Origin of the sequence: Salinispora vitiensis, from assembly GCF_000378825.1 — a bacterium.
GTDB lineage: Bacteria > Actinomycetota > Actinomycetes > Mycobacteriales > Micromonosporaceae > Micromonospora > Micromonospora vitiensis.
In genome coordinates this window covers 101,960-125,878 of record NZ_KB900388.1, presented here as the reverse complement: position 1 = coordinate 125,878, position 23,919 = coordinate 101,960, and the positions used below count along the sequence as shown (strand labels likewise).

Sequence of the window (23,919 nt, the reverse complement as noted above, 5' to 3'; positions counted from 1 at the left end):
CACCGGATCACCCCCGCGGGGTCAGTGGGTCTTACCGAGCAGGCGGGTGGCGAGTACGGCTGCCTGCGTCCGCCGTTCCAGACCGAGCTTCGCCAGCATGCTGGAGACGTAGTTCTTCACCGTCTTCTCGGCGAGGAACATCCGGCCGGCGATCTCCCGGTTGGTGAGCCCCTCGGCCACGTACTCCAGGATCCGCCGTTCCTGCTCGGTCAGGGACTTCAGCTCCCGTGGCTGCTCGACGCCGCTGCGAATCCGCTCCAGTACCCGGGTGGTGATCGCGGGGTCGAGCAACGACTGCCCGGCGGCCACCCGCCGGACCGCGTCCACCAGGTCGGTGCCGCGGATCTGCTTGAGCACGTAGCCGGCCGCGCCGGCCATGATCGCCGCGAAGAGCGCCTCGTCGTCCTCGTACGAGGTGAGAATCAAACCCTTGATCGACGAGTCCAGGGCCCGGATGTCCCGGCACACGTCGATGCCGTTGCCGTCGGGTAGCCGCGCGTCGAGAATCGCGACGTCGGGCCGGAGCGCCGGGATGCGGCGGGCCGCCTCCTGGGCCAGGCCGGACTCGCCGACGACCTCAATGTCACCGCTGGCCGTGAGCAGGTCGGCAAGGCCACGACGGACGACTTCGTGGTCGTCGAGTAGGTACACGCGGATCATCCCTTGTTTCTACCCTGCCGGCGGCTGTTCTGCAGGGGTCGAAGGTCCCGACCCGCCCCGGCGGGCGCCCGCTCGGCGATTCCCGCTCCCCAAGAACGGACAAGAGGGACAATGCCGACAGTGCAGGCTGATAGCACGAACGCCGGGAAGCGGTGAGTCCGGGGCAGGACAGTCGGTCCCGCTGGGAAGGGACATCCGGCCCTGGAATTTCGAGCCCCGCCTGGGAGACGGTGGACGAAGCAGCAACCGTGGCGCGCCAACGGAGGGGAGCGACACCATGGACGCCTACTACAGCCTAGCGCAGCTACGTGCCGCCGCAGCCGACGCCATCCGCGCCCCATCCCTGCACAACACGCAGCCGTGGCGGTTCCGCCTACGCGACGGCGGAATCGAGGTGCTGGCCGACCCGTCCCGACGGCTGCCCGCCACCGACCCGAACGGCTGGGGCATCCGCATCGCCGCCGGGGCGGCGCTGTTCAACCTCCGGCTCGCCCTGGCCGTCGCGGAGACACCGGCCGCCGTACGGCTGCGCCCGTACCCGGCCGAGCCCGACGTGGTGGCCCGGCTGGTCCCGGACGTGCCACGCCGCCCCGCCCCGATCGAGCAGGCCCTCCACGCGGCGATCCCCCGCCGGTTCAGCAACCGCGCCCCCTTCCAGCCCGACCCGGTGCCCGCCGACGCCCGGTGGCGGCTCACCGAGGCAGCCCGGGCCGAGGAGTGCTGGCTAGAACTACTGGTCGGCACGAGCGCGGTGAACGCGTTCGCTGAAATCGCCCGGGGCGCCCACCGGGTGCTGGAGCGCGACCCGTCATACCGCGCCGAGCGGGAGCAGTGGGTCCACTACGACGAGGCCCCCGACGGGATACCCGCGACCGCCGGCGGCCCGCCGTTCGAGCCGCAGGACCTGCTGCCCGCGCGCGCCTTCGGCGGCCGGGAACGCGCCCCCGGCCGCGACTTCGAACCGGAACCCCTCGTCGCGGTGCTCGGCGGCCCCGGCAACACCGCCGTCGATCAGGTCATCGCCGGGCAGGCCCTACAACGCACGCTGCTCACCGCCACCGACGCCGGGCTCTCCGTGTCGATGCTGTCCCAACCCATCGAGGTACCAACCGCCCGGGAGCAGCTGCGGCTCTCGCTGGGCCGCTACGGCACCCCGCAGATGGTGATGCGGATCGGGTACGGCCAGCCCGGCTGGCCCACCCCCCGCCGCGACGTCAACGAGGTGCTCGACCTGACCGTCCCCCAGCCCTGACCGTCCGGCCGCGCTGACCGGCTGGCCGCCCTGACCATCCGGCGCGCCGCGCGGCGCACGGTCAGCGTCCGGTCGTCAGCAGCGCCGCCTCCCGGGCCGGGTCCAGGCCCACCGGGGCGCGTTGCGGACGGCCCGCGCGGGGCGGCACCACGCCAACCGCCCGCAGCCAGGACCAGGTGTCGGCCACGGTGGCGGTCACCGGGCGGCACACCAGCCCGGCGGCGTATGCGGCCCGCACGTCGCACTCCTGCATCCAGCGGTAGGGATGACCGGCCGGAATCCAGATCGGCAAATCGTTCCAGGGCACCACGCCCGCTGCCAGAATCCGCTCCGGTTCGATCCAGCGCAGCTGGGCATCAGCCCCCGTCACCGCCACACAGGCGGCGAGCAACTCCCCCATCGTCGCGTGCCCGGTACGGCTGACCACGTTGAACGTCCCACCGGGCACCTTCGGGTCGAGTAGGAACGCCGCCAGGTCGCGCACGTCAACGTACTGCAGGGCGAGGTCGGCCGGGCCGGGCGCCAGCACGGCACCACCGCGGGCGGTCCGCTGCAGCCACCACGGCAACCGACCGATGTCCTCACCCGGTCCGAGGATCAGACCGGCCCGGGCGATCAGCGCCCGCTCGCCGTAGACCTCCCGGACGGCCCGCTCGGCGCCGGCCTTGTTGGGCGCGTAGTCGCCCTCGACCGCGTCGGACGCGGCGTCGACCACCGGAGCGTCCTCCGCCGACCCCAACGCCACCGGCTCGGCGTAGACCGACTCGCTGGAGACGTAGCCGTAGCGTCCGACCTGCCCGGCCAGCGCCCGGGCCGAGTCCTTGGCGGCCCGCGGCGCCCCGTCCCAGGTGTCGACGACCAGATCCCACTCCTGACCGGCGAGCGCGGCCAGCCCGCCCGGTGCGGTCCGGTCACCCCGGAGCCGCCGCACACCGGCCGGCGTCGTCCCGTGGCGGCCCCGGTTGAACACCGTCACCTCCCACCCCCGACGCAGCCCCGCACCGACCACCGCCCCGCCGACAAATCCCGTACCACCCAACACCAGCAGTCTCATGCCTCCACCGTGCCGGCCCGCGCCGGCCGCGCCTACCGGGTTCTGCCGCCAGCAGATCTGCTGACGGCAGAAGCGGTCCCGGGCACGGGCCACGCCCGACGTGACCCGTGCCGGGTGCGGCCCGTGTCCGGCGCGGCCCGTGTCCGGCGCGGCCCGTGTCCGGCGCGGCGGACCGCGATGTCAGCTGGCGTGGACGCCGACCTCCTTCAGCGAGTAGCCCAGGTCGGTTCCGCGCTCCTGACCCTGGACGCGGACGTAGCGAACCGACGTCGGGTCGAAGAACGCCGTATCCAGACCACCGTCACCGTCCGATATAGAGGCCACGGTCTGCCAGGAGCTGCCGTCGGCGCTCACCTCGATCCGGTACGCCTTGGCGTACTCGCCCGCCCACTCCAGGGTGATCCGTCGAACCTGCTGTGCCGAGCCGAGATCCAACCGCAGCCACTGGTCATCACTCCACCAGCTCGCCCAGCGGGTCGACCGGTCGCCGTCCACGGCTCGACGGGGGGCGTAGGTGGTGAACGGATACCACGCGGTCGAGCTGGCCGAGGCGGACGACCCGGTGGCGAGGTTGACACCGGGGACGTGGCCCTCCGTGGCGCCCCACGTGCCGAGGTACGACTCGGCGCCGCGCAGCAGGTCGTCCACCACCTCCTGACCGCCCAGGACCCGAATCTCCTCCACCCAGTCCGGCACCAGTCCGTAGTGGGCGGCACCGTCCGCATTGATGTCCCAGGTCCGGTCACCGGTAGTCTGCCGGTCCATGATGGCACCGCCGTGCGCGGACTGGTACGGGTACTCGACCGGGTTCGGGGTGTCCACACCCCGGGGTCCGGGCCAGCTGCCGAAGCCGTTCATGTCGGTGCCGAAGCCGTACCCGACGTCGTAGCTGTCACGCAGCTCCTTCGTCCGGTCCGCGTCGGCGATGAACCGCTCGGCACCGTGCATGTACTGCGTGATGAACCCGCCGAGTCGGTAGACCCGCTCGCTCCAGAGCAGGTCCATCCAGCTGTGCGACGAGACCACACCGGGGTACGACACGGACTCGAAGATGTCCAGGGCCCGGCCGGTGGCCTTGACACTCATGTGGTCGATCTCCACCATCATGTTGCGGTCCATCAAGCCCCGCAGGGCGTACTCGCCGAGGTTGGTCAGCCCGCGGACGTTGCACCGCGCGTCGGACGAGTACGACGGCAGCTCGACGTCGGACGGGAGCAGATCCCCCAGCCCGGGTAGGTCGTCTATGGAGGCGATGGGGTTGTCCTGCTGCGGCCCCCGGCACTCCTCCGTCGTCCAGAAGGTCCCGGTCGACAGGAACTGCCCGGCGTTGACGGCGATCCCGGTGGTCCCGGTGTCGAATCGGACGCCACAGAGCGCGTTGTCGAACTTGTGGCACAGGAACACACTGCGTACGCCGAGGTCGTGCAGCTCGTCGAGCCCGCGATCGATGTCCTCCTCGTCGCACTGGGCGATGTCCAGGATCTGTTTACAGCCGAACGGCTCGGAGGTCTCCACCCCCAGGACGACGGCGAGCTTGCCCTGCGCGATAACCTCTCGGGCCTGGTCGCTGTCGGTGACGACGCGGAACCATCCCTGACCCGCACCGCCGTACATCTGGTCGATGTAGTCCTGCATCTCGTACGTCTTGGCGGCCTGGAGCCGGATCGAGGTCATCTCGTCGCAGCTGCGGTCCTTGAAGAAGTAGACCGAGCAAATCACCCCGTTGGTGACCAGGTGGTTGACCATGACCCGCTGGCCACCACGCCAGGCCCGCTCGATCCAGGCGTAGTAGTTCTGCTGGTGGGTCTGCGAGTCGTGGGCCGGCCAGTCCGCAAACGTCGGCCAGCCGTCGGGGTCATGCTGGCCGTCACCACCGTTGGTGAGGAAGTCGAACAGGGCCAGGGAGCCGTCGGGGTAGTGCTCCGGGCAGTCCTTGAGCGCGTCGGCAATGCCCTCGTCGGAGAAGGGCTTGCCGCAGAGGAGCCGCCCACCGAAGGCCTCGTTGGACATGATGTGGTTGTGCGCATCTACGAAGCCGCGCACCTGACCCTGGGCGTCGGTGCCGGTGAACGGCGCTCCGGTGACGCCGATCGCGGAGTCGGGCGCCGGCCGGTCGGTCGGCGTCCACCAGTCGGGCTCCTCCGCCGCGCCGGGTGCCGCCGTGCTGAGCAGCAGGGTGATCACGGCCAGCAGGACGGTCGCCACCACGGATCGTTGCCGGGTCGCTCGGCTCGCCATCAGCGGTCGTCGCCGCCGGGTCAGGAGTGACATTGTTCCTCCAGGGCAGAACTCGGATCGGTGTGCGCAACACCGAAAGGCGATCCGCCGTGGCCGGCTCGGAGGGTGGGACCGAGGTGCGGCCGAACTGGTCGTGGCGGGCCGTTACCGGCAGGTCTTCCGGTGCTGCCCAACCGGGCGTTCCGGCGAGATTACGGACCACGGCCGGACAAGTTACCAAGGAGTAACTGATTTATTGCAAGATTTAGAACCAACTATTAACAGATCGGCGACGACCCGCCACCACAGTCGACACAGCGAGCAGGCCATCCCGCCCGCCCGCCACACCCAGGTCGACCGGAATGCCGGAACCATCCCTTGCCGCAGCTCACGAAAAATAAACGAAGATCTATCCATGGGAGCCCTGGACGGCGAGCTGGATACACCCGGCTGACCTGATCCTGCACATTCAATGGTGGGCGATACTGGGTTTGAACCAGTGACCTCTTCCGTGTCAAGGAAGCGCGCTCCCACTGCGCCAATCGCCCTTAATCACCGCAACCCAGATTTCCTGGCTGCCAGTGAACGAGCGGACGACGGGATTCGAACCCGCGACCCTCACCTTGGCAAGGTGATGCGCTACCAGCTGCGCTACGTCCGCGTGCCGCCAATACCGCGTCGGCGACGGGTTTACTCTACCCGACGGCAAGATCGCCAAGTTCGGACCCCCCGGGCCCCGTCGGATCGACTCGTACAGTCCACAGCAAGCGACACTGCCTTGACGCCCAGCGCCCAGCGCCCAGTTAGAAATTCGCTCGCACTGGGCCATAGAAGCTCTGCAAGATCACCGAGGCCCAGCAGAACACCGAAACTCCGGGTCAGGGCGGTACGACCCACCGGACCACTAGCGGCACGTCATCGACGTGTCGGTTCGGTCCTTCATGCTGGCCTCCAGCCAGCTATTTGACGTACTCCACGATTAGCGGGCTCGCTACCAGGCAACCGCCGTCACCGCCGGCCGCCGGTAGCAGCGCGCTAACCCGGGCCAGACCGTTCACCCGCGCGGCCGTGCTGACCGTGGGACGCTGCGAGTCAAGGGCCGCGAGCAAGTCCCGGATGCCGTTGCGGGACAGCGGCCCGCTCGTCGCCTCCGGCGCCAATGCACTGACGACGCGCCCAGCCTGGGTGACAAAGATAGTGCCAGCGCTGTGACCGCCCTCAAAGCCGGTCAGCGCCGGGCCCTCCACTTGAACCGGCGGACCGCCCCGCAGGTGCCGAGCCGAGCCGTGCAACAGCAGCCGCCGGAAACCAGGCCCGGAAGAATCCACTGAATCCACAAACAGCACCAGGTCCTGATACCTGCCAGGGAGCGTCACCCAGTCCAGGGCCGCTTCGAACCTGACCCAGCAGCCTGGGGCTAGACCGGGCTCGGTGTACCAAGGCGTGTCGCGCCCCATCCGCTTCTCCACCCGCGCGAGGTGCCGCCGCATTTCTCGGACACTGTCCGACACAGGGCTCGCCACGTCGACCCCGGCGAAGGAGCCGCCTGCGTGAAACTTCACGGCGGGCAGCGCGCGGCGCGGCTCTGGTACGAACTCATTGAGCTTGCCCGTCGACAGATACACAACCTCACGCACTGGCGCTCCCAGGTGCTTGGCTTCGGCACTGTTCAGCTCGGCCATCCTGCCATCGTTCACCAAACTGGCTGTCCCAGAGGTAGGGCCGGGGGCGGGGAGCCAGCGACACCCGCCTGCATACTCCCGATCACCAAGACGCCGAAGGGCTGGCCCTCGGCGGACCAGCCCCAACAAGCAAAAACATGGCTCGCGCACTGCCACGCGTGGTGGGCGATACTGGGTTTGAACCAGTGACCTCTTCCGTGTCAAGGAAGCGCGCTCCCACTGCGCCAATCGCCCTCGATGATGCTGAGGTGGGGACGGGATTTGAACCCGCGTACACGGCTTTGCAGGCCGTTGCCTCGCCTCTCGGCCACCCCACCGGGTTGCCCCCGGTCAAACGTGGCGGCATCTCCGAGCGGACGACGGGATTCGAACCCGCGACCCTCACCTTGGCAAGGTGATGCGCTACCAGCTGCGCTACGTCCGCACGTCCCGGCTTCCCGGTGACGGATGAGAACTTTAGCCGAGTCGGCGAACAGTTGCCAACTCGACCCCCTCGGCGCGTCCCGCCCCACCTCGACCAGGGCCAGGACCCGACCTGGACCGACCGAGCCGCACCACCGAAGCGCCCCGTGGTGTGGCGCCGAGGCGCCCGCGCGGAGCAGCACCCGAACGAAGTGTCCTACTTCCGACTACCGTGGGACGAATTCACCCTGGGTGGTAACAGCTCGTACCCGTTCGGGTGCACTACGGTAGCGGTCGTGACGAGACGTGCGGCCGAGGTCCGCCTGGATGCCCTGCTGCGCACCGCCTGCGACGTGATCGTGGAACGCGGGTTGGCGAACACCCGCACCGCGGACGTGGCCCAGGCGGCCGGGGTCAGTCAGGCACTGGTCTTCTACCACTTCGCCACCAAGGACCGGCTACTCGCCGAGGCGTTCGCGTACGCCGTCGAGCAGGATCTGGCCCGGCTGGACGCGGTGCTGCGCTCCAGCGCCCCGCCACTGGCCAAGCTCCGCCGGCTGGTGCGGCTCTATACCCCCGCCGGTCGCCCCACGTCATGGGCGATGTGGATCGACGGCTGGGCCGAGTCGCTGCGTACCCCGGAGTTGGAGAAGACCTCCCGCCGGCTAGACCTGCGCTGGCGACAGGACCTGGCGACGGTGATCGCGGCCGGGGTAGCCGACCACACCTTCGAGTGCGCTGACCCGGCGGGCGCCGCGTGGCGGATCAGTGCCGTCATGGACGGTCTCGCCGTCCAACTCGCGGTGCACGACCGGGTGATCTCCCGACGCCAATTCACCGAGTGGGTACGCCTGGTGACCGCCCGGGAGCTGGGGCTCGACCCGGCGCAGCTGGACTGAGCGCGGACAGACCGGGCCGACGTGGGACCCGAGTCGACGCAGCGGAGGATGAGCCGGACCAGACCGGGCCGCGACCCCGGCGGTCCGGCTGCGGGAGAATCACTCGGTGTCCGAACTCGCCAGCGCCTTCGTCCGACTGCACGCCCGTCTCGCGCCGGTCCCCTTCGTCCCCGAGGTGCGACTCCACCAGGCCGACGACGCGGTCGGGCTCTGGGAACTGACCGAGGGTGAGTTCCGCAGCGACCAACCACCCCCCTTCTGGGCCTTCGCCTGGGCCGGTGGGCAGGCAGTCGCCCGATACGTCACCGATCATCCGGAGCTGGTCGCCGGTCGGCGGGTACTCGACCTCGCCGCCGGTTCGGGACTGGTGGCCATCGCCGCGGCCCGGGCCGGCGCCACCGCCGTCCGCGCGGTCGAGGTCGACCCGCTGGCCGTCGCGGCCGTCGCCGTCAACGCCGAGGCCAACGGGGTACGCCTCGACGCCGAGCTGGCCGACATCCTCGACGGCGACGCGGGCGACGCCGAGGTCGTACTCGCCGGAGACGTGTTCTACAGCGCGGCGATGGCGCGACGGATGCTCCGCTTCCTGCTCACCGCCGCCCGCGCGGGGGCCACGGTGCTGGTCGGCGACCCGGAACGCGCGTTCCTGCCCCGCGACCGCTTCGACCCGCTGGCCAGCTACGAGGTGCCGGTGCCCGAGACGCTGGAGAGCGTACGCGTGAAGCGGGCCACGGTGTGGCGGCTGCGGGCCGGGCTGCCCGGAACGGCCCGCTAACGTGTCCGCCGTGCTGTTCCGGAGCTGGACGAAGACCGCCGGCACCCACTGGCCGGCCGTCACCCGGGTGGCCGACCGGCAGGGCACCGAACACCTGGTGGTGACCGAGCACGCGCTGGTCCGGCAGGTCCTCACCGACCAGGTGACCTACCGTCCGGACAATGCCCTGGACGCCGTCACCCCGATTCCGGTAACTGCCCTGCGGGTGCTCGCCGGACACCGCTTCCGCCTCCCCCCGACCCTGGCCAACAACGGCGGCGTGAACCACCCGGCGATCCGCGCTCTCGTCGCCGACGCGCTCCACCCGGCGAAGGTCGCCGCCCAACGGCCCTGGCTGACCGAGCTGGTGGCGGAGCGGGTGGCCGCGATCCGCGCCACCCTCGACGCTGGTGGCTCCGCCGATCTGCACGCCGAGCTCAGCGCCGACCTACCGCTGCTGGTCCTGGCCCGCCTGGTCGAACTCCCGGACGCCCCGGTCTCCGCGGTGAAGCAGTTCGCCCGTGCGGCGTTGGAGTTGTTCTGGGCCCCGCTGGACGCCGACCGCCAGCTGGCCCTGGCCGACGAGGTCGGCCGGTTCCACCAGGTGCTGCGGGAGTTCGCCGACACCGGCGGTGGGCTGGCCGCCGCCCTGCGCGCCACCGGGCACCCGCCGGATGTGCTCGTCGGAGCGCTGTTCTTCCTGCTGGTAGCGGGCCAGGAGACCACGTCACAGTTCCTCACCCTGCTCCTGCACCGGCTGGCCGGCGAGCCGACGGTTCGCGCCGCGCTGCAGGACGGCAGCGTCTCGGTTACGAGCGTGGTGGAGGAGGGGCTGCGGCTGGAGCCGCCGATCGTCACCTGGCGTCGGGTCGCCGCCGTGGACAGCACGCTGGGCGGGACCGCCGTGCCGGCGGGCACCAGCGTGCTGCTGTGGCTGGCCCGGGCCGGTCGGGACCCGGCCATCGTGCCGGCGCCGGACGAGTTCCGGCCCGGCCAACGGGGGTCGCGCCGGCATCTGGCCTTCGGGGCGGGCGCCCACCGTTGCCTCGGCGACCAGTTGGCCCGGATGGAGGCGGCCGTGGTGGTGGAGCAGGCGACCCCGCTACTGGACGGGGTGACCGTGGTGCGCGCTCCGTGGTATCCGGACAACCTCACCTTCCGGATGCCCGACGCCTTCGTGATCCGCCGCTGACCAGCCGGCTCAGCGGACCTCCTCGGCCCAGGCCCGCCAGTCGTCGAGCACCCCATACAGCGCCGGGGTGAGCCATCCCGGCGCGGACCGCCGGAAAACGCCCGGATCGATCGCCCCGGCCCCGGCCGGCAACGCCCCCACCAGGTACGGCACCAGCTCGGTCAGGTTCGCCCAGTGAACCAGCTCCGGCTCGGCCGGCCAGGCACCGAGCAGCACCCCCGCCGGCACCGCCCGGCGTTCGCACGCCTCCAGGGTGAGCGCGGTGTGGTTCAGGGTGCCCAGACCGGCCCGCGCCACCACCACGGCCGGGCAGCCCAGCGATACCGCGAGATCGGCCATCGTCCACGGCTCACCCGACGGACGCAGCCCCATCGGCACGAGCAGTCCGCCGGCCCCCTCGACCAGGACCAGGTCGTGCTTGTCGGCCTCCGCGCGGACGGCGTCAACCGCCGTGTACAGCTCCAGTGGCGGCAACTCGGCGACCCGGGCCGCGGCCAGCGGGGCCAGCGGGTCGGGGAAGTTCGCCAGCGTGCGCCCTGTCAGCGGGGCGGCGAGTCGGGTGACTTCGTCGATGTCGACCGGGTCGCCGGTGGCCGTACCGGTCTGGCCTGGCTTGACCACCGCGACCCGCAGCCCGGCGGCCTGCGCCGCCGCGGTGACCGCCGCGGTCGCCACCGTCTTGCCGACCCCGGTGTCGGTGCCGGTCACCAGTACCGGTCCCCGCCACGGCGTCGCACTCACGGTGCGCACTCCACGATGACCTCCAGGGCCCGCTCGAAGTCCGCCCGGGGGACCCCGACGTTGATGGTCAGCCGGAGCCGGGAGCGGCTGTCCGGGGTGGAGGGGGGACGGAAGCAGCCGACCGCGACGCCCCGGTCCCGGCAGTCGGTGGCCCAGGCGACGGCCGCCTCCGGTCCGGGGGCGGTCACCGACACGACGGCCCCCTTCGGCGCCGACCCGGTCAGCCCGGCGGCTCGCAACCGCCGGACCGCGTACGCAACCCGGTCACCGAGCTCCACCCGCAGCTGCTCGCCGCTCCAGGCGAGCTCCATGGCGGCCCGCACCCCGGCCGCCACCGCCGGCGGCGGGGCGGTGTCAAAGATGAACGTCCGCCCGGTGTCGACCAGGTGCCGGACAAACTCCGCCGGAGCGGCGACCACACCGCCGGCTCCGCCCAACGCTTTGGAGAGGGTCGCGGTGACGATCACGTCGGGCTCCCCGGCCAGACCGGCCGCGGCCGCTCCCCCGGCACCACCAGGCCCGACCACACCGAGCCCGTGGGCGTCGTCCACCAGCAGCAACGCGTTGTGTTCCCGGGCGACCGCGTGCAGCTCGGCGAGGGGAGCGAGGTCCCCGTCAACCGAGAACACCGACTCGGTCACCACCACCGCCGGGCGACCCGGCGCGGCGGCGAGCGCGGCCCGGACCGCGTCCACGTCGGCGTGCGGGGTCACCATGGTCTCCGCACCGGAAATCCGACACCCGTCGATCAGCGACGCGTGGTTGTGCGCATCGGAGACCAGGAGCGTCCGCGGCCGCACCAGGCCCCGGACCGCGCCGACGTTGGCCAGGTAGCCGGAGGAGAAGAGCAGTGCGCGTTCGGCGCCGAGCCAACCGGCGAGATCTTCTTCGAGGGCGTGATGCGGTGCGGTGGAGCCCCGCACCAGCCGGGACCCGGTGGCGCCCAGCCCGTACTCGTCGAGCGCCGCGGTGGCCGCCGCGGTCACCGCGGGGTGTCTCGACAGGCCGAGGTAGTCGTTTCCGGCCAGGTCAACGATGTCGTCGTCGGCGGCGGCCCGGGGGCGGAGGGTGCGGGTCAGCCCCGCCTTGGCGCGCAGCTCAGCTCGGCGGTCCAGGGCCGCAAGCCAGTCCGACACCGACGCTCCTTCCCCGGCTCCCGCTCGCCGGGCGCCTCCGCCGGGGCGAACGTACCACCTGGCCGGACCCCGCTTCGGCGTGCCGCGCGCCACCCCGGCGTGCCGCGCCCCGGTCCCGCTGGTGGTTGGCCCGCGCCGCACCGGCGGCTCCTCCCCGACGCGGAAGCCTTGTAGGGTACGGCCATGCCAGAGATCCTCGACCAGGCCCGCACCCAGGTACTGGAGAACGGCGTCGGCCTCGACGAGGCCGGTGTCCTCGCCGTGCTGAACCTCCCCGACGAGCACCTGCCCGCCGCTCTCCAGCTCGCGCACGAGGTACGCATGCGCTGGTGTGGGCCGGAGGTCGAGGTCGAGGGAATCGTCTCGCTGAAGACCGGCGGCTGCCCGGAAGACTGTCACTTCTGCTCGCAGTCCGGCCTGTTCACCTCGCCGGTCCGCGCGGTGTGGCTGGACATTCCGTCACTTGTGGAGGCCGCGAAGCAGACCGCGAAGACCGGCGCGACCGAGTTCTGCATCGTTGCCGCCGTGCGCGGCCCGGACGACCGGCTGATGCGGCAGCTACGGGAGGGCGTCGCCGCGATCCGGGCGGAGGTCGACATCCAGGTGGCGGCCTCGGTCGGCATGCTCACCCAGGAGCAGGTCGACGAGCTGGTCGAGATGGGTGTACACCGCTACAACCACAACCTGGAGACCTGCCGCTCGTACTTCCCGAACGTGGTGACCACCCACTCCTGGGAGGAGCGCTGGGAGACGCTGCGGATGGTCCGCGAATCCGGCATGGAGGTGTGCTGCGGTGGCATCCTCGGCCTCGGGGAGAGCGTTGAGCAGCGCGCCGAGTTCGCCGCCCAGCTCGCCGAGCTGGACCCGCACGAGGTTCCGCTGAACTTCCTCAACCCCCGGCCCGGCACTCCGCTCGGGGACCGCTCGGTGGTCGAGGGGAAGGACGCGCTGCGCGCCATCGCCGCGTTCCGGCTCGCCATGCCCCGCACGATCCTCCGGTACGCCGGTGGCCGCGAGCTCACGCTCGGCGATCTGGGTACCCGCAGCGGTCTGCTCGGCGGCATCAATGCGGTGATCGTCGGCAACTACCTGACCACGCTGGGTCGCCCGGCCACGACGGACCTGGAGCTGCTCCAGGACCTGAAGATGCCGATCAAGGCGCTCTCCGAGACGCTGTGAGCCCGGCCGGGATGAGCAGCGACACGACGGGTCCCGCCCCGCTTGGTACGTCGACACGGTTCGGCGGCCCGGCGGGGGCCGGCGACCCGACGCGGGTCGGCGAACCGACGCGGGTCGGTGCCTCCTGGTGCGACCGGTGCGGTACGCCGGCCGGCGAGGGGGAGCACACCGCCTGCCGGGCCGCCCGGCAGCTGGAGCCACCCCGCTACTGCGGGCACTGCCGGCGACGGATGAAGGTGCAGGTACTGCCGGTCGGTTGGGCGGCGGTCTGCGTCGAGCACGGCGAGACCCGGGCCTAGCAGCCACGTCGAGCACGGCAAGACCCGGGCCCAGCAGCCACGTCGAGCACGGCGGGACCCGGGCCCAGCAGCCACGTCGAGCACGGCGGGACCCGGGACCGACGGCGTCCGGAGATTCCTCACAGCATTCACAATCTTCGATCGAATCGGGTTGTTCGGCCAGGTCAGGACGGCGACAGGGCGACTCCCCCACCGCTGAACAAGCGGCCCCGGGGCAGCCCGCCGTCCTGACATACGAACGTACTGTTGCCGCCCCCACCCGCGGCGGGCGACAGTACGCCACACCAGCGGTGCCATCGACGCCGCCGCTCCCCGGACAACCCTGAGGAGATCGCGATGGCTCTACGACTCGCCGACGGGACCGCCTGGTCCGAGGTCCTCGACCGCGCGGTGGCCGCCGCCCCCGAAGCCTTTTCCGCCCCGACCGACGGCATCCGCACGCTGCACAACCTGATCGAGGGCGACTGGCGTGCGGTCGGCACCCCCGCCACCGTACGCACGCCGGTCGACAACACCACCCTGGTCCGACTCCCCCGACTGGACGCGACGGCCGCGCGCGCCGCGGTCGCCCACGCCGCCGCCGCGCACCGGGACTGGGCCGACACCCCCCTCGCCGACCGGAAGACACGGGTCGTCGAGGCCCTGGAGGCCCTGACCGCCCACCGCGACCTCCTCGCCCTCCTGCTCGTCTGGGAGATCGGCAAGCCGTGGCGGCTCGCCGCCGCCGACGTCGACCGGGCCCTGGACGGGGTCCGGTGGTACGTCGACGAGATCGACCGGATGCTCGCCGACGGTCGGGAACCACTTCCCGGTCCGGTGAGCAACATCGCCTCATGGAACTACCCGATGAGCGTCCTGGTCCACGCCGAATTGGTGCAGCTCCTCGCCGGGAACGCCGTGATCGCCAAGACGCCGTCGCAGGGGGGCGCGGTCTGCCTCACCGTCGCGCACGCGTTACTGCGCCGTGCCGGCCTACCCGCCACACTGATCTCCGGCAGCGGGGAGGAGCTCTCCGAGGTGCTGGTCCGCGCCCCGGAGGTCGGCGCGGTGGCCTTCGTCGGCGGGCGCTCCAACGGCGGCAAGGTCGCGGCGGCGCTGCTGGACACCGACAAGCGGCACTTCATCGAGCAGGAAGGGCTGAACGCTTGGGGGATCTGGGACTTCTCCCGATGGGATCAGCTCGCCGCGCACCTCAAGAAGGGCTTCGAGTACGGCAAGCAGCGCTGCACCGCCTACCCACGCTTCGTCGTACAACGGAACCTGGTGGACCAGTTCCTCGACATGTACCTGCCGGTGGTGCGATCCGTACGGTTCGGACACCCACTGGCGGTCGGCGACGGATGGTCCGCCGGCGACCCCCTCCCCGAACTGGACTTCGGACCCCTGATCAGCGCGGCGAAGGCCGACGAGCTGCGCCGTAAGGTCGACGAGGCGGTCCGGGGCGGGGCGGTCCCGCTGCACCGGGGCCGGCTCGATGGGGCGCCGTTCCTCGACGGGCAGGACACCTCCGCCTACGTGGCGCCGTCGGTGCTGCTCGCCCCACCCGGTCGATCTCGGCTGATGCACGCCGAGCCGTTCGGTCCGGTCGACACGATCGTGGTGGTGGACACCACCGACGAACTCCTCGCCGCGATGAACGCCTCCAACGGCGCGCTGGTCGCCTCCCTCGCCTGCGACGACGAGGACGAGGCGGCGAAGCTCGCCATGGACGTACAGGCGTTCAAGGTCGGCATCAACAAGCCCCGCTCCCGAGGCGACCGCCAGGAGCCGTTCGGTGGGCGGGGCGCCTCCTGGAAGGGCGCCTTCGTCGGCGGCGACCTGCTGGTCCAGGCGGTCACCGTCGGCGGGGACGACGATCGGCTCTACGGCAACTTCCCGGACCGGACGGCGCTACCGCCGAACGTCTGACGCCTCGCCCGGCTCCGTCGGCAGACGAGCCGGCTCTGTCGCCTCGACGTAGCCATGTCCTATGGACGGACGGTGGATGGCCCCAACAAGGTGCCATCCACCGCCCCCTGCGCGACCGTCACTGCTTCCATCGAGCGGCCAGCTGCTGGTAATGCGCGACCAACTCGTCCCGCGTCGCTCCTCCGCCATAGACCGAACTCCAGAGCCGGTCCCGGAGGCGGAGATAGTCGAGGTCCCGCGGGGTGAAACCCAACGCCGCGAACAACATCAACACGGCGTCCGGCAGCAACGACGGGTCATCCTCGCCGCTAGTAACGATTGCCGCGATGGCCTCCGTCGAAGGCGTCCGGCCTGCTTCCAGCGCCCAGCACACGGCCCTAAAGGTGCATAAAACGGATAAGTTTCGCAAAACATGGATAGTGCGACAAAATATCAGATACGAAGGGTAGGAAGTTATTTCGGAGTCAATCAACGAGGAGGGTCATGAATCGCCATCATCACCAGAGGCTGGGATCAGGCCTGCTGGCGGGTCGCAAACGGTGGGTGGCCATTGGCGTCATGACACCGCTCACCTTCGCGTTCGTCGGCCTGACCGCCCCCGCCTTCGGCCACGTCTGGGGCAGCGGCACGAGCACGAACATGGCGGCCTACCCGGACGAGGAACGGGGCTGGGACCAAGGCGACTGGGACCGCGGACACTGGGACCGGGGAGGCTGGGGGCAGGAAGACTGGGACCACGGTTACTGGGACGACAAGTGTGGACACACATGCCCCTCCGGACCACCGGGGCCTTCCGGACCGCCCGGACCAACAGGCCCGCCCGGACCCACCGGACCGCCCGGACCAACAGGCCCGCCCGGACCCACCGGACCGCCCGGACCAACAGGCCCGCCCGGACCCACCGGATCACCCGGACCGACAGGCCCNGGATCACCCGGACCGACAGGCCCACCCGGACCCACCGGACCGCCCGGACCCACCGGACCACCCGGACCAACAGGCCCGCCCGGACCCACCGGACCGCCCGGACCAACAGGCCCACCCGGACCCACCGGACCGCCCGGACCAACAGGCCCACCCGGACCCACCGGACCGCCCGGACCAACAGGCCCACCCGGACCCACCGGACCACCCGGACCAACAGGCCCACCCGGACCCACCGGACCACCCGGACCCTGCGCTGACATCGACAGTCTTGCCCCATCAAACTCCGAGGAGTTCAGTGCGGTGGTTTCGGACGGGGTCACCTATGCCGGTCGCAGAACTCTCAACCCAGCACCGCCGGGGCCCTACACCTGGACCGATCTCAGCGGAAACGCCAATTATCCGGGAGAATCCGTCTGCGGGGTCGCCATCTCCGCCGCCGGCAATGACGCCTGGGTAAAGGTGCTGACCACCGACGGCGAGGTGTGGGAAACCGAATGCGCCACGCAGGGGCAGAACTTCACCTGCAACAACCCCTGGTTGCAGCTGACAACGCCGTCCTGAACGGAACAAATTCCGGAAAGGAACGGTGAACCGCACCGGTGATGGTGGTGGGTGGCTTTCGGGTCACCCACCACCACTGACCCGCCACAGCAGGCAGCGGGACGAACGAGCGCCTCAGCCCTCGCCCTTGCTGGTACGCGACACCTCGTAGACCGGCTTCGCCCGCCGTCCCAGCAGCACACCGAGCCAGGGCCACCGGATCTCCAGGGCACGGGCGAGGGCATAGTAGACGGCAACGGCGACGGCAACCGTGCTGGCGGTCAACGCGGCGGAGGAGTCGGCGTCGAGGATGATTCCCGTTTTGGAGGCGAGCCAGGCCAGTACGGCACCGACAGCGACCGGGACAGCGGTGCGGATGATAGAGATCAGAAAGTCATTGAACATAGGAGTGCCCCCTCGGGGTGGGAGGTGGTGCTCCTTTAACAATACGAGGGAATGTGTTCGGGTGCGCTACACAAAATCATCGCCATTTGCGCGCGACGACACCCGGAACCCGGGCTGGTTGCCACCCAGCCCGAAAATGCTTTAGCGACCGAAGCTTGATAGCGACAGCAGCCCAAAACGATCACGGTGTTATGGCGGAGAGGTCCAGCGGCGCCCCGTCCGGGGAGACTGTCGCGGTCAACGGCACCGTCAGGGTCAACAGCGAGCCGTCCCGGTCCACCACCGATGGCCGCTCCAACCGGCGGACTGCCCGCAGCATCGGGGTGTTCTCCGCCTGGATGTGCAGACCCAGCGCAGCGTATCCACTCCGCTCCGCCTGCCACAAAAGCCGACGCAACAGCGCCGATCCGAGTCCGCGGCGCTGCCAGTCGTCGCGTACCAGCAACGCCACCTCGGCCAGGTCCCCCTCGCCGAGCAGATTGGCCATCGCCACCACCGGCGCGGTCGGCGCATGGAAAACGGTCGGCGTGGCCAGCAGGGTGACTCCCCGGGCCGGCTCCAACAGTTGGCGCAATCGTGCCGGGGCGGGTCGGGCCGACCCACCGTGGTAGCGGCGGTTGCGGCTGCGCGCCGAACACCGCTCGTGCAGGTCGACCACGCCGATCAGGTCGTCGCCGGCCGCTGGGCGTACGTCCACCTCGGCGCCGTCCGGCAGGCGCAGGGTGACCAGGTCGGCTAGTCCTCGAACCACCGGACCGGCCGGCCGGTCCGCCACCAGGGTCTGTTGTCCCCACCACGTCATGTCTACCCCTTTCCCCGGTACGACCCTCCCCCAGCGCTGTTGCAGAACCCGTAACCCAGGGTGACGGGTCGATTTCGACACCGAGAACTGGAGCCAGCCTTGACATCAGAAGTGAGCTGCCATCAACTGTTCGGATGACCGAGCCGGCCATCGACGATTCCGCACCGACCGGCTCCCCGCCGGGTCTGGACCTGAGCCGGCTCGCCGGCTACCTCGCCGCGCATCGGCCGGACCTGGGCGACGGGCCACTGAGCGCCCAGCTGATCGCCGGCGGCCGGTCCAACCTGACGTACCTGCTCGGTACGGGTGGGCAAGCGATCGTGCTGCGCCGGCCGCCGCTGGGCCACGTGCTGGCTACCGCACACGACATGGCGCGGGAGTTCCGGGTCATCTCGGCGCTCGCCCCGACCGAGGTGCCGGTGCCGGAGGCGCTGCTGCTCTGCACCGACCCGGAGGTGATCGGGGCGCCGTTCTATCTGATGGACCGCGTGCCCGGCACGGTGTTCCGCTCCCGGGCGCAGACCGACCCACTCCCCCGCGGGCAGCGGCGGGAGCTGGCGCTGGCGATGATGGACACCCTCGCCGCGCTGCACACCGTGGACCCGGCGGACGTTGGCTTAGCCGACTTCGGCCGCCCACAAGGTTTTCTCGCCCGCCAGGTCCGCCGCTGGTCCGGCCAGCTCGACAGCTCTCGGAGCCGGCCGCTGCCCGGCATCGACGAGCTGCGCGACCGACTGGCCGGCACCGCTCCGGAGAGTTCCGGCCCGGGGCGGATCGTGCACGGCGACTACCGGCTGGACAACCTCCTCGCCACCGTCAGCCCGGTCGCCGTCCAGGCGGTGCTCGACTGGGAGATGGCCACCCTCGGCGACCCCCTGGCGGACCTGGGCCTCCTGCTGACCTACTGGGATGCGATGGGCGGCGATGCGGTCCCGAGCAACCCCGTGGCCGACGGGCTGGGGCCCCGGGCCGGCTTCCCCGCCGGCGCCGAGCTGATCGAACGGTACGCCAGCCGCAGCGGGATCGATGTCGGCCCGCTGGACTGGCATGTGGCCCTGGGGTGCTTCAAGCTCGCGGTGATCTGCGAGGGCATCCACTACCGGCACCGCCAGGGACAAACCGTCGGCGCGGGCTTCGACCAGATCGGCGAGATGGTCGCTCCGCTGGTCGCGTACGGACTGACCGCCGTCTCGAGGAGGAGCTGATGGACTTCACCCACGACGCCCACACCGAACGGCTGCGTTCCGAGCTGACCGACTTCCTGGAGCAGCAGGTCTACCCGGCTGAGGCGGTCTACGCCGAGCAGGTCGCGGCCGCCGCAGACCAGTGGGCTCGGCCGCCGGTGCTGGCCGAGTTGCGGGCGGCGGCCCGCCGGCGGGGCCTGTGGAACCTCTTCCTCCCCGACCCCCACCACGGCGCCGGGCTGACCAACCTGCAGTACGCTCCGCTCGCCGAGCTGACCGGCCGCAGCCCGCACCTCGCCCCGGAGGCGCTCAACTGTGCGGCACCGGATACCGGCAACATGGAGCTGCTCGCCGAGTTCGGCACCGAGACCCAGCGCCAGCGGTGGCTGCGCCCGCTGCTGGCGGCGGAGATCCGCTCGGCGTTCTGCATGACCGAGCCGGAGGTCGCCTCCTCCGACGCCACCAACATCGCCACCCGGATCATCCGAGACGGCGACCACTACGTGATCAACGGCCGCAAGTGGTGGTCGTCCGGCGCCATGGATCCGGCCTGTCAGATCTTCGTGGTGATGGGCCGGACCGACCCGTCGGCCGCCCGGCACCGGCAGCAGAGCATGATCCTGGTACCGCGGGACACACCTGGGGTCACCGTCCGGCGCGGGCTACATGTCTTCGGCTACCACGACGGCCCACACGGTGGCCATGCCGAAATCGATTTCGCCGACGTCCGGGTGCCGGTGGAGAACCTGATCGGTGCGGAGGGGGCCGGCTTCGCCATCGCCCAGGCCCGGCTCGGTCCCGGCCGGATCCACCACTGCATGCGGTTGATCGGCATGGCGGAGCGAGCGCTGGAGCTGCTCTGCCGTCGTGCCCTCGACCGGGTGGCGTTCGGCCGACCGATCGCCGAGCAGGGGGTGGTGCGAGAGTGGATCGCCGAGGCGCGGGTCCGCATCGAGCAGTCCCGACTCCTGGTGCTGAAGACGGCCTGGCTGATGGACACGGTCGGCAACAAGGGCGCGCACACCGAGATCCAGGCCATCAAGATCGACACACCGTCGATGGCGGAATGGGTGATCGACAAGGCCATCCAGGCGTACGGGGGTGCCGGAGTCAGCCAGGACACCCCGCTGGCGGCGCTCTGGGCCCAGGCCCGCACCCTGCGCCTCGCCGACGGGCCGGACGAGGTCCACAAGGCCGCTCTGGCCCGCCGCGAACTCCGCCGCTACGCCTGAATCGCTGCCCCGGACACCACCTCCGCGGCGCCGGCCCGTCGGCGGTGGCGATCAGGTGCTGGCACGCTCGATCAACTCGGTGTCCAGAAGGATGTTCGTGGTGGCCCGTTGCTCGCCCCGGATCCGGGACACCAGCAACTGGGCCATCTGCCGTCCCATCTCCTCGATCGGCTGGAAGACCGTGGTCAGCGGCGGGTCCGACTGGCGGGCGATCGGTGCGTCGTCGAAGCCCACCACGGCCACGTCCTCGGGCACCCGCCGACCGGCCTCCCGCAACGCCCGGAGCGCACCGAACGCCATCAGGTCCGAGGCGACGAAGACCGCATCCAGGTCCGGGCACGCGGCCAGCAGCTGGCGCATCGCAGCCTCCCCACTGCCCTCGCTGAAGTCCCCGTACGCGATCAGGTCTGGCCTGCCCCCGCTCGGCGTCTTCGCGACCGCCTCCTGGTAGCCGGTCAGCCGCCCCAGGCCGGCGCCCATGTCCTGCGGGCCGGTGATGGTCGCGATCTGCCGCCGTCCCCGCCCGACGAGGTACTCCACCGCGCGCCGGGCCCCGCCGACGTTGTCCGCGTCCACGAGCCAGGCCGGCTCCGCGTCGGAGTGCAGCATCTGGGCTGGCCGGCCCCCGAGCACGGTGGGCAGGCCCCGCTCTGCCAGCAGCGTGGGCAGCGGGTCGGCGTCGTGCAGCGACAACAGTAGGACGCCGTCAACGTGCTGGTTGGTCAGGTGGTGCTCGACCCGCTCCCGCTCGCTCGGGGACTGGACCATCACGAGCCAGAGCTGGAACGGGGTCCCCAACAGGCCGGAGCTGACGCCCCGCACGATGCCGGCGAAGAACGGTTCGGCGAACACCCGGTCCCCGGATTCTGACACCACCAGGGCGATCGAGTCGGTCCGCTGGGTAACCAGGGCGCGAGCGGCCCGGTTCGGCACGTACCCCAGTTCCGCGATCGCCCGCTGCACCGCGGCGCGGGCCTCGGGACTGACCTGGGGTGAACCATTGACGACGCGGGAGACCGTGCCCCGGCCAACGCCGGCGCGTGCGGCGACCGCATCGAGAGTCGGGCGCCCGAGCGAGCGGGTGCGCTGCGTTGTCATCGTCTGCTCCTCCGACGGCGGAAGGCCCCGGTGCCCACCGGTGGCACCGGGACCACCCGGATAGCTGGTTCGAGCCTATTCTGCAGCCAAACCGTTGCGTCGGATTGTCTCGGCGTACCAGCGACCGCTGGATTTCAGGGTGCGGGTCTGACTGCGGTAGTCGATGTGGATCATGCCGAAGCGCTTCGTGTAGCCCCAGGCCCACTCGAAGTTGTCCAGCAACGACCAGGCGAAATAGCCTCGCAGCGGGACACCCGCGGCGATCGCCTGGTGTGCGGCGCGCAGGTGTGCGTCGAAGTAGGCGGTCCGTTCCGGGTCGTCCACCTGACCGTCCACGACCGCGTCCACGAAGGCCGAACCGTTCTCGGTGATGTACAGCGGCAGGTCGGTGTACTCCTCGTGCACCCGCCGCAACGTCTCGACCAGCCCGGGAGGGTCGATCTCCCAGTCCATGTCGGTGACCGGTATGCCCCGGGTGACGAAACGAACGCCTTCGCTGCCGGGCCAGCACGACGGCTTCCGCCAGTACGGCTCCGGCGGGCCCCCCGTCGGCGCGGCGACCACGTGCCGGCTGTAGTAGTTGATGCCGACCAGATCCAGCGGGGCGGCGATGGTGGTCAGGTCCTCCGCGCGCACGTGCCCGAAGTCGGTGACCGGGCTCAGGTCGGACAACAGATCCGCCGGGTACGAACCGCGCAGCAGTGGGTCGAGGAAGAACCGGTTCGCCAGCCCGTCGATCCGGCGTGCCGCGTCGGCGTCGCCGGGCGAGTCGGTGGCCGGGGTGACCGGGTACAGGTTGAGGGTCACCCCGACCTCAACGTCGGACTGGGCCGCTGCCCGCACTGCCGGCACGGCCAGCCCGTGGCCGAGCAGCAGGTGGTGACCGGCGCGCACCGCGTCGGCGGGGTCGGACCGACCCGGGGCGTGCGCCCCGGAGCCGTACCCGAGGAAGGCCGAGCACCACGGCTCGTTGAGTGTGGTCCAGTACCGCACCCGGTCGCCGAGCGCGCCGGCGACCAGGGCGGCGTAGTCGGCGAACCGGGCGGCGGTGTCCCGGGCCGGCCAGCCGCCCGCGTCCTCCAGTGGCTGCGGCAGGTCCCAGTGGTAGAGCGTCAGCCACGGTTCGATGCCGTTGGCCAGCAGCTGGTCCACCAGCCGCCGGTAGAAGTCGAGCCCCTCCTGGTTGATCGGGCCGGTGCCGCCGGGCTGCACCCGAGGCCAGGAGACCGAGAACCGGTACGACTTCAGCCCCAGCTCGGCCATGAGGGCGACATCCAGGTCGAGCCGGTGGTAGTGGTCGCACGCCACGTCACCGGTGTGCCCGGCCACCACCCGCCCGGGGGTGTGGCTAAAGGTGTCCCAGATCGACGGGGTCCGGCCGCCGAGGGCCGCCGCACCCTCGATCTGGTAGGCCGCGGTGGCGGCGCCCCAGAGGAAGCCGGGCGGGAAGGTCAGCGGCGGGCGTTCGGCGAGAACGCCGGCGGCGGGTGGGCTCGCAGGATTACTCACGACTTGACGGCACCTTCCATGATCCCGCCGATGATCTGGCGGCCGAACAGGAGGAAGACGATGACCAACGGCAGGGTGCCGACGGCGGTGGCGGCGAAGACCTGTGAGTAGTCGGTGTAGTACGCGTACGACAGGAAGGAGAGGGAGACCTGCAACGTCGGGTTCTCCGGGGTGAGCACCGCGTACGGCCAGAGGAAGGAGTTCCAGGTCTCCATGAAGGTCAGCAACCCCAAGACACCGGCGGCCGGGCGCAGCGCGGGCAGCACGATGTTCCAGTAGATCCGCAGGGTGCTGGCACCGTCGATCCGGCCGGCCTCGATCAGCTCGTCGGAGACCGCCTGGCTGGCGTACTGCCGCATCATGAAGACGCCGAAGGCGGTGACCAGGAACGGCACGGTGACCGCGTAGAGGGTGTCGTACCACCCCAGCGTCTGCATCATGCCCCAGAGCGGGATGATGCCCAGCTGGGTGGGGATCATCATCGTCACGACGATGGAGAGCAGCAGGATGTTGCGGCCCCGGAAGCGCAGCTTCGCGAAGGCGAAGCCGGCGAGCGAGCCGGTGAGGACCACCGACACGGTGACCACCGAGGCGACAATGATCGAGTTCATCATGCCGGTGAGGAAGTTGGCCGCGTCGTTGTCGAGCACCCGGCCGAAGTTGTCGCTGAAGGCACCGCCGGGAGTGACCGGCGGCGGGATGTCATTGATCGAGTCCAGGGTGCGGGTGCCGATCACCACCATGTAGTAGAAGGGGTAGATCGACAGCAGGGTCGCCAGGACGAGGGCGAGATAGGTCAACGGGCTGGTGCGCCAGAGACGCTTGGATGCGGAGATCATCGGGGGCT

Annotated in this window: 22 protein-coding genes and 5 tRNA genes; 10 read left to right on the top strand and 17 right to left on the bottom strand. The window is 70.7% G+C overall.

The window, feature by feature from the left end; all coding sequences use genetic code 11:
• Positions 1-21 precede the first annotated feature (21 nt).
• Entirely contained in the window at positions 22-660 is a 639-nt protein-coding gene (locus tag SALPAC2_RS0100605) for a response regulator (protein WP_018214694.1), read from the bottom strand.
• A gap of 277 nt (positions 661-937) precedes the next feature.
• Here SALPAC2_RS0100605 and SALPAC2_RS0100600 point away from each other — a divergent pair, with 277 nt between their 5' ends.
• Positions 938-1,912 (top strand): Acg family FMN-binding oxidoreductase, encoded by a 975-nt coding sequence (locus tag SALPAC2_RS0100600; RefSeq protein WP_018214693.1) that lies wholly within the window; start codon positions 938-940, stop codon positions 1,910-1,912.
• A 61-nt stretch (positions 1,913-1,973) separates the two neighbouring features.
• Here the strand turns inward: SALPAC2_RS0100600 and SALPAC2_RS0100595 are convergent, their stop codons facing one another.
• The 8 genes from SALPAC2_RS0100595 to SALPAC2_RS0100560 all read right to left on the bottom strand — a co-directional run bounded on the left by SALPAC2_RS0100595 (position 1,974) and on the right by SALPAC2_RS0100560 (position 7,289).
• Positions 1,974-2,966, bottom strand: a complete 993-nt coding sequence (locus tag SALPAC2_RS0100595) for an NAD-dependent epimerase/dehydratase family protein (protein WP_026184262.1) — start codon at positions 2,964-2,966, stop codon at positions 1,974-1,976.
• A gap of 180 nt (positions 2,967-3,146) precedes the next feature.
• The gene (locus SALPAC2_RS0100590) at positions 3,147-5,204 is read right to left on the bottom strand and encodes a galactose-binding domain-containing protein (RefSeq protein ID WP_026184261.1); all 2,058 of its coding nucleotides are present in this window, start codon (positions 5,202-5,204) and stop codon (positions 3,147-3,149) included.
• Positions 5,205-5,656: 452 nt separating this feature from the next.
• Positions 5,657-5,731: transfer RNA gene (locus SALPAC2_RS0100585), tRNA-Val, on the bottom strand.
• Positions 5,732-5,771: 40 nt separating this feature from the next.
• Positions 5,772-5,844: transfer RNA gene (locus SALPAC2_RS0100580), tRNA-Gly, on the bottom strand.
• 298 nt (positions 5,845-6,142) lie between these two features.
• Positions 6,143-6,865 carry an SAVMC3_10250 family protein gene (locus SALPAC2_RS0100575; protein ID WP_018214690.1) on the bottom strand — a complete coding sequence of 241 codons (723 nt, stop codon included), beginning with the start codon at positions 6,863-6,865 and terminating at the stop codon, positions 6,143-6,145.
• Between the two features lie 159 nt (positions 6,866-7,024).
• Positions 7,025-7,099: transfer RNA gene (locus tag SALPAC2_RS0100570), tRNA-Val, on the bottom strand.
• Between the two features lie 12 nt (positions 7,100-7,111).
• A tRNA-Cys gene (locus SALPAC2_RS0100565) sits at positions 7,112-7,182 on the bottom strand.
• A gap of 34 nt (positions 7,183-7,216) precedes the next feature.
• A tRNA-Gly gene (locus SALPAC2_RS0100560) sits at positions 7,217-7,289 on the bottom strand.
• Between the two features lie 274 nt (positions 7,290-7,563).
• Here SALPAC2_RS0100560 and SALPAC2_RS0100555 point away from each other — a divergent pair.
• The 3 genes from SALPAC2_RS0100555 (at position 7,564) to SALPAC2_RS0100545 (ending at position 10,112) form a co-directional block, all read left to right on the top strand.
• Entirely contained in the window at positions 7,564-8,166 is a 603-nt protein-coding gene (locus SALPAC2_RS0100555) for a TetR/AcrR family transcriptional regulator (protein ID WP_025618881.1), read from the top strand.
• Positions 8,167-8,272: 106 nt separating this feature from the next.
• Positions 8,273-8,941, top strand: a complete 669-nt coding sequence (locus tag SALPAC2_RS0100550; protein ID WP_018214688.1) for a class I SAM-dependent methyltransferase — start codon at positions 8,273-8,275, stop codon at positions 8,939-8,941.
• A gap of 1 nt (position 8,942) precedes the next feature.
• On the top strand, positions 8,943-10,112 hold the full coding sequence (locus SALPAC2_RS0100545; protein WP_018214687.1) for a cytochrome P450: 1,170 nt from the start codon (positions 8,943-8,945) through the stop codon (positions 10,110-10,112).
• Positions 10,113-10,121: 9 nt separating this feature from the next.
• On the opposite strand, the gene bioD is transcribed toward SALPAC2_RS0100545, so the two are convergent.
• Positions 10,122-10,862 (bottom strand): dethiobiotin synthase, encoded by a 741-nt coding sequence (gene bioD / locus SALPAC2_RS0100540; protein WP_018214686.1) that lies wholly within the window; start codon positions 10,860-10,862, stop codon positions 10,122-10,124.
• Positions 10,850-11,989 carry an 8-amino-7-oxononanoate synthase gene (locus SALPAC2_RS0100535; RefSeq protein WP_018214685.1) on the bottom strand — a complete coding sequence of 380 codons (1,140 nt, stop codon included), beginning with the start codon at positions 11,987-11,989 and terminating at the stop codon, positions 10,850-10,852. Before SALPAC2_RS0100535 ends, bioD begins: the two co-directional genes overlap by 13 nt.
• A gap of 183 nt (positions 11,990-12,172) precedes the next feature.
• Here SALPAC2_RS0100535 and bioB point away from each other — a divergent pair, with 183 nt between their 5' ends.
• From bioB to SALPAC2_RS0100520, 3 genes are all read left to right on the top strand, one after another.
• On the top strand, positions 12,173-13,168 hold the full coding sequence (gene bioB, locus SALPAC2_RS0100530) for a biotin synthase BioB (protein ID WP_018214684.1): 996 nt from the start codon (positions 12,173-12,175) through the stop codon (positions 13,166-13,168).
• Positions 13,169-13,179: 11 nt separating this feature from the next.
• Positions 13,180-13,467 (top strand): biotin synthase auxiliary protein BsaP, encoded by a 288-nt coding sequence (bsaP, locus tag SALPAC2_RS0100525; RefSeq protein WP_397540864.1) that lies wholly within the window; start codon positions 13,180-13,182, stop codon positions 13,465-13,467.
• A 336-nt stretch (positions 13,468-13,803) separates the two neighbouring features.
• Positions 13,804-15,375 (top strand): aldehyde dehydrogenase family protein, encoded by a 1,572-nt coding sequence (locus SALPAC2_RS0100520; protein WP_018214682.1) that lies wholly within the window; start codon positions 13,804-13,806, stop codon positions 15,373-15,375.
• 118 nt (positions 15,376-15,493) lie between these two features.
• On the opposite strand, the gene SALPAC2_RS0100515 is transcribed toward SALPAC2_RS0100520, so the two are convergent.
• Positions 15,494-15,664 carry a hypothetical protein gene (locus tag SALPAC2_RS0100515; RefSeq protein WP_223874056.1) on the bottom strand — a complete coding sequence of 57 codons (171 nt, stop codon included), beginning with the start codon at positions 15,662-15,664 and terminating at the stop codon, positions 15,494-15,496.
• 938 nt (positions 15,665-16,602) lie between these two features.
• On the opposite strand from SALPAC2_RS0100515, the gene SALPAC2_RS27650 reads away from it, so the two are divergent.
• Positions 16,603-16,863, top strand: a complete 261-nt coding sequence (locus SALPAC2_RS27650) for a hypothetical protein (protein WP_018214680.1) — start codon at positions 16,603-16,605, stop codon at positions 16,861-16,863.
• 114 nt (positions 16,864-16,977) lie between these two features.
• Here SALPAC2_RS27650 and SALPAC2_RS0100500 read toward each other — a convergent pair whose 3' ends face one another.
• Both SALPAC2_RS0100500 and SALPAC2_RS0100495 read right to left on the bottom strand, forming a co-directional pair.
• Positions 16,978-17,247 carry a hypothetical protein gene (locus SALPAC2_RS0100500; RefSeq protein WP_018214679.1) on the bottom strand — a complete coding sequence of 90 codons (270 nt, stop codon included), beginning with the start codon at positions 17,245-17,247 and terminating at the stop codon, positions 16,978-16,980.
• Between the two features lie 181 nt (positions 17,248-17,428).
• A complete protein-coding gene (locus SALPAC2_RS0100495; protein WP_018214678.1) occupies positions 17,429-18,049 on the bottom strand; it encodes a GNAT family N-acetyltransferase in 621 nt (206 codons plus the stop codon).
• A 134-nt stretch (positions 18,050-18,183) separates the two neighbouring features.
• Here SALPAC2_RS0100495 and SALPAC2_RS0100490 point away from each other — a divergent pair, with 134 nt between their 5' ends.
• Both SALPAC2_RS0100490 and SALPAC2_RS0100485 read left to right on the top strand, forming a co-directional pair.
• Positions 18,184-19,254, top strand: a complete 1,071-nt coding sequence (locus SALPAC2_RS0100490) for a phosphotransferase family protein (RefSeq protein ID WP_018214677.1) — start codon at positions 18,184-18,186, stop codon at positions 19,252-19,254.
• Positions 19,254-20,465, top strand: coding sequence for an acyl-CoA dehydrogenase family protein (locus SALPAC2_RS0100485; RefSeq protein WP_018214676.1), 1,212 nt, complete (start codon positions 19,254-19,256; stop codon positions 20,463-20,465). The genes SALPAC2_RS0100490 and SALPAC2_RS0100485 overlap by 1 nt, the downstream gene beginning before the upstream one ends.
• A gap of 51 nt (positions 20,466-20,516) precedes the next feature.
• On the opposite strand, the gene SALPAC2_RS0100480 is transcribed toward SALPAC2_RS0100485, so the two are convergent.
• From SALPAC2_RS0100480 to SALPAC2_RS0100470, 3 genes are all read right to left on the bottom strand, one after another.
• A complete protein-coding gene (locus SALPAC2_RS0100480) occupies positions 20,517-21,563 on the bottom strand; it encodes a LacI family DNA-binding transcriptional regulator (protein ID WP_018214675.1) in 1,047 nt (348 codons plus the stop codon).
• A 75-nt stretch (positions 21,564-21,638) separates the two neighbouring features.
• Positions 21,639-23,072, bottom strand: a complete 1,434-nt coding sequence (locus SALPAC2_RS0100475; protein WP_018214674.1) for a GH1 family beta-glucosidase — start codon at positions 23,070-23,072, stop codon at positions 21,639-21,641.
• Complete coding sequence (locus tag SALPAC2_RS0100470; protein WP_018214673.1) at positions 23,069-23,911, bottom strand: carbohydrate ABC transporter permease; 843 nt, start codon at positions 23,909-23,911, stop codon at positions 23,069-23,071. Before SALPAC2_RS0100470 ends, SALPAC2_RS0100475 begins: the two co-directional genes overlap by 4 nt.
• Positions 23,912-23,919: the final 8 nt, after the last annotated feature.

Bases quoted from the DNA above. Each gene is read 5' to 3' on its own strand.
- SALPAC2_RS0100480 (WP_018214675.1), bottom strand. From the start codon at position 21,563: ATGACAACGCAGCGCACCCGCTCGCTCGGGCGCCCGACTCTCGATGCG.
- SALPAC2_RS0100485 (WP_018214676.1), top strand. From the start codon at position 19,254: ATGGACTTCACCCACGACGCCCACACCGAACGGCTGCGTTCCGAGCTG.
- SALPAC2_RS0100590 (WP_026184261.1), bottom strand. From the start codon at position 5,204: ATGGCGAGCCGAGCGACCCGGCAACGATCCGTGGTGGCGACCGTCCTG.
- SALPAC2_RS0100495 (WP_018214678.1), bottom strand. From the start codon at position 18,049: ATGACGTGGTGGGGACAACAGACCCTGGTGGCGGACCGGCCGGCCGGT.
- SALPAC2_RS0100600 (WP_018214693.1), top strand. From the start codon at position 938: ATGGACGCCTACTACAGCCTAGCGCAGCTACGTGCCGCCGCAGCCGAC.
- SALPAC2_RS0100500 (WP_018214679.1), bottom strand. From the start codon at position 17,247: ATGTTCAATGACTTTCTGATCTCTATCATCCGCACCGCTGTCCCGGTC.
- bsaP (WP_397540864.1), top strand. From the start codon at position 13,180: ATGAGCAGCGACACGACGGGTCCCGCCCCGCTTGGTACGTCGACACGG.
- SALPAC2_RS0100595 (WP_026184262.1), bottom strand. From the start codon at position 2,966: ATGAGACTGCTGGTGTTGGGTGGTACGGGATTTGTCGGCGGGGCGGTG.
- SALPAC2_RS0100470 (WP_018214673.1), bottom strand. From the start codon at position 23,911: ATGATCTCCGCATCCAAGCGTCTCTGGCGCACCAGCCCGTTGACCTAT.
- SALPAC2_RS0100605 (WP_018214694.1), bottom strand. From the start codon at position 660: ATGATCCGCGTGTACCTACTCGACGACCACGAAGTCGTCCGTCGTGGC.
- SALPAC2_RS0100575 (WP_018214690.1), bottom strand. From the start codon at position 6,865: ATGGCCGAGCTGAACAGTGCCGAAGCCAAGCACCTGGGAGCGCCAGTG.
- SALPAC2_RS0100490 (WP_018214677.1), top strand. From the start codon at position 18,184: ATGACCGAGCCGGCCATCGACGATTCCGCACCGACCGGCTCCCCGCCG.
- SALPAC2_RS0100520 (WP_018214682.1), top strand. From the start codon at position 13,804: ATGGCTCTACGACTCGCCGACGGGACCGCCTGGTCCGAGGTCCTCGAC.
- bioB (WP_018214684.1), top strand. From the start codon at position 12,173: ATGCCAGAGATCCTCGACCAGGCCCGCACCCAGGTACTGGAGAACGGC.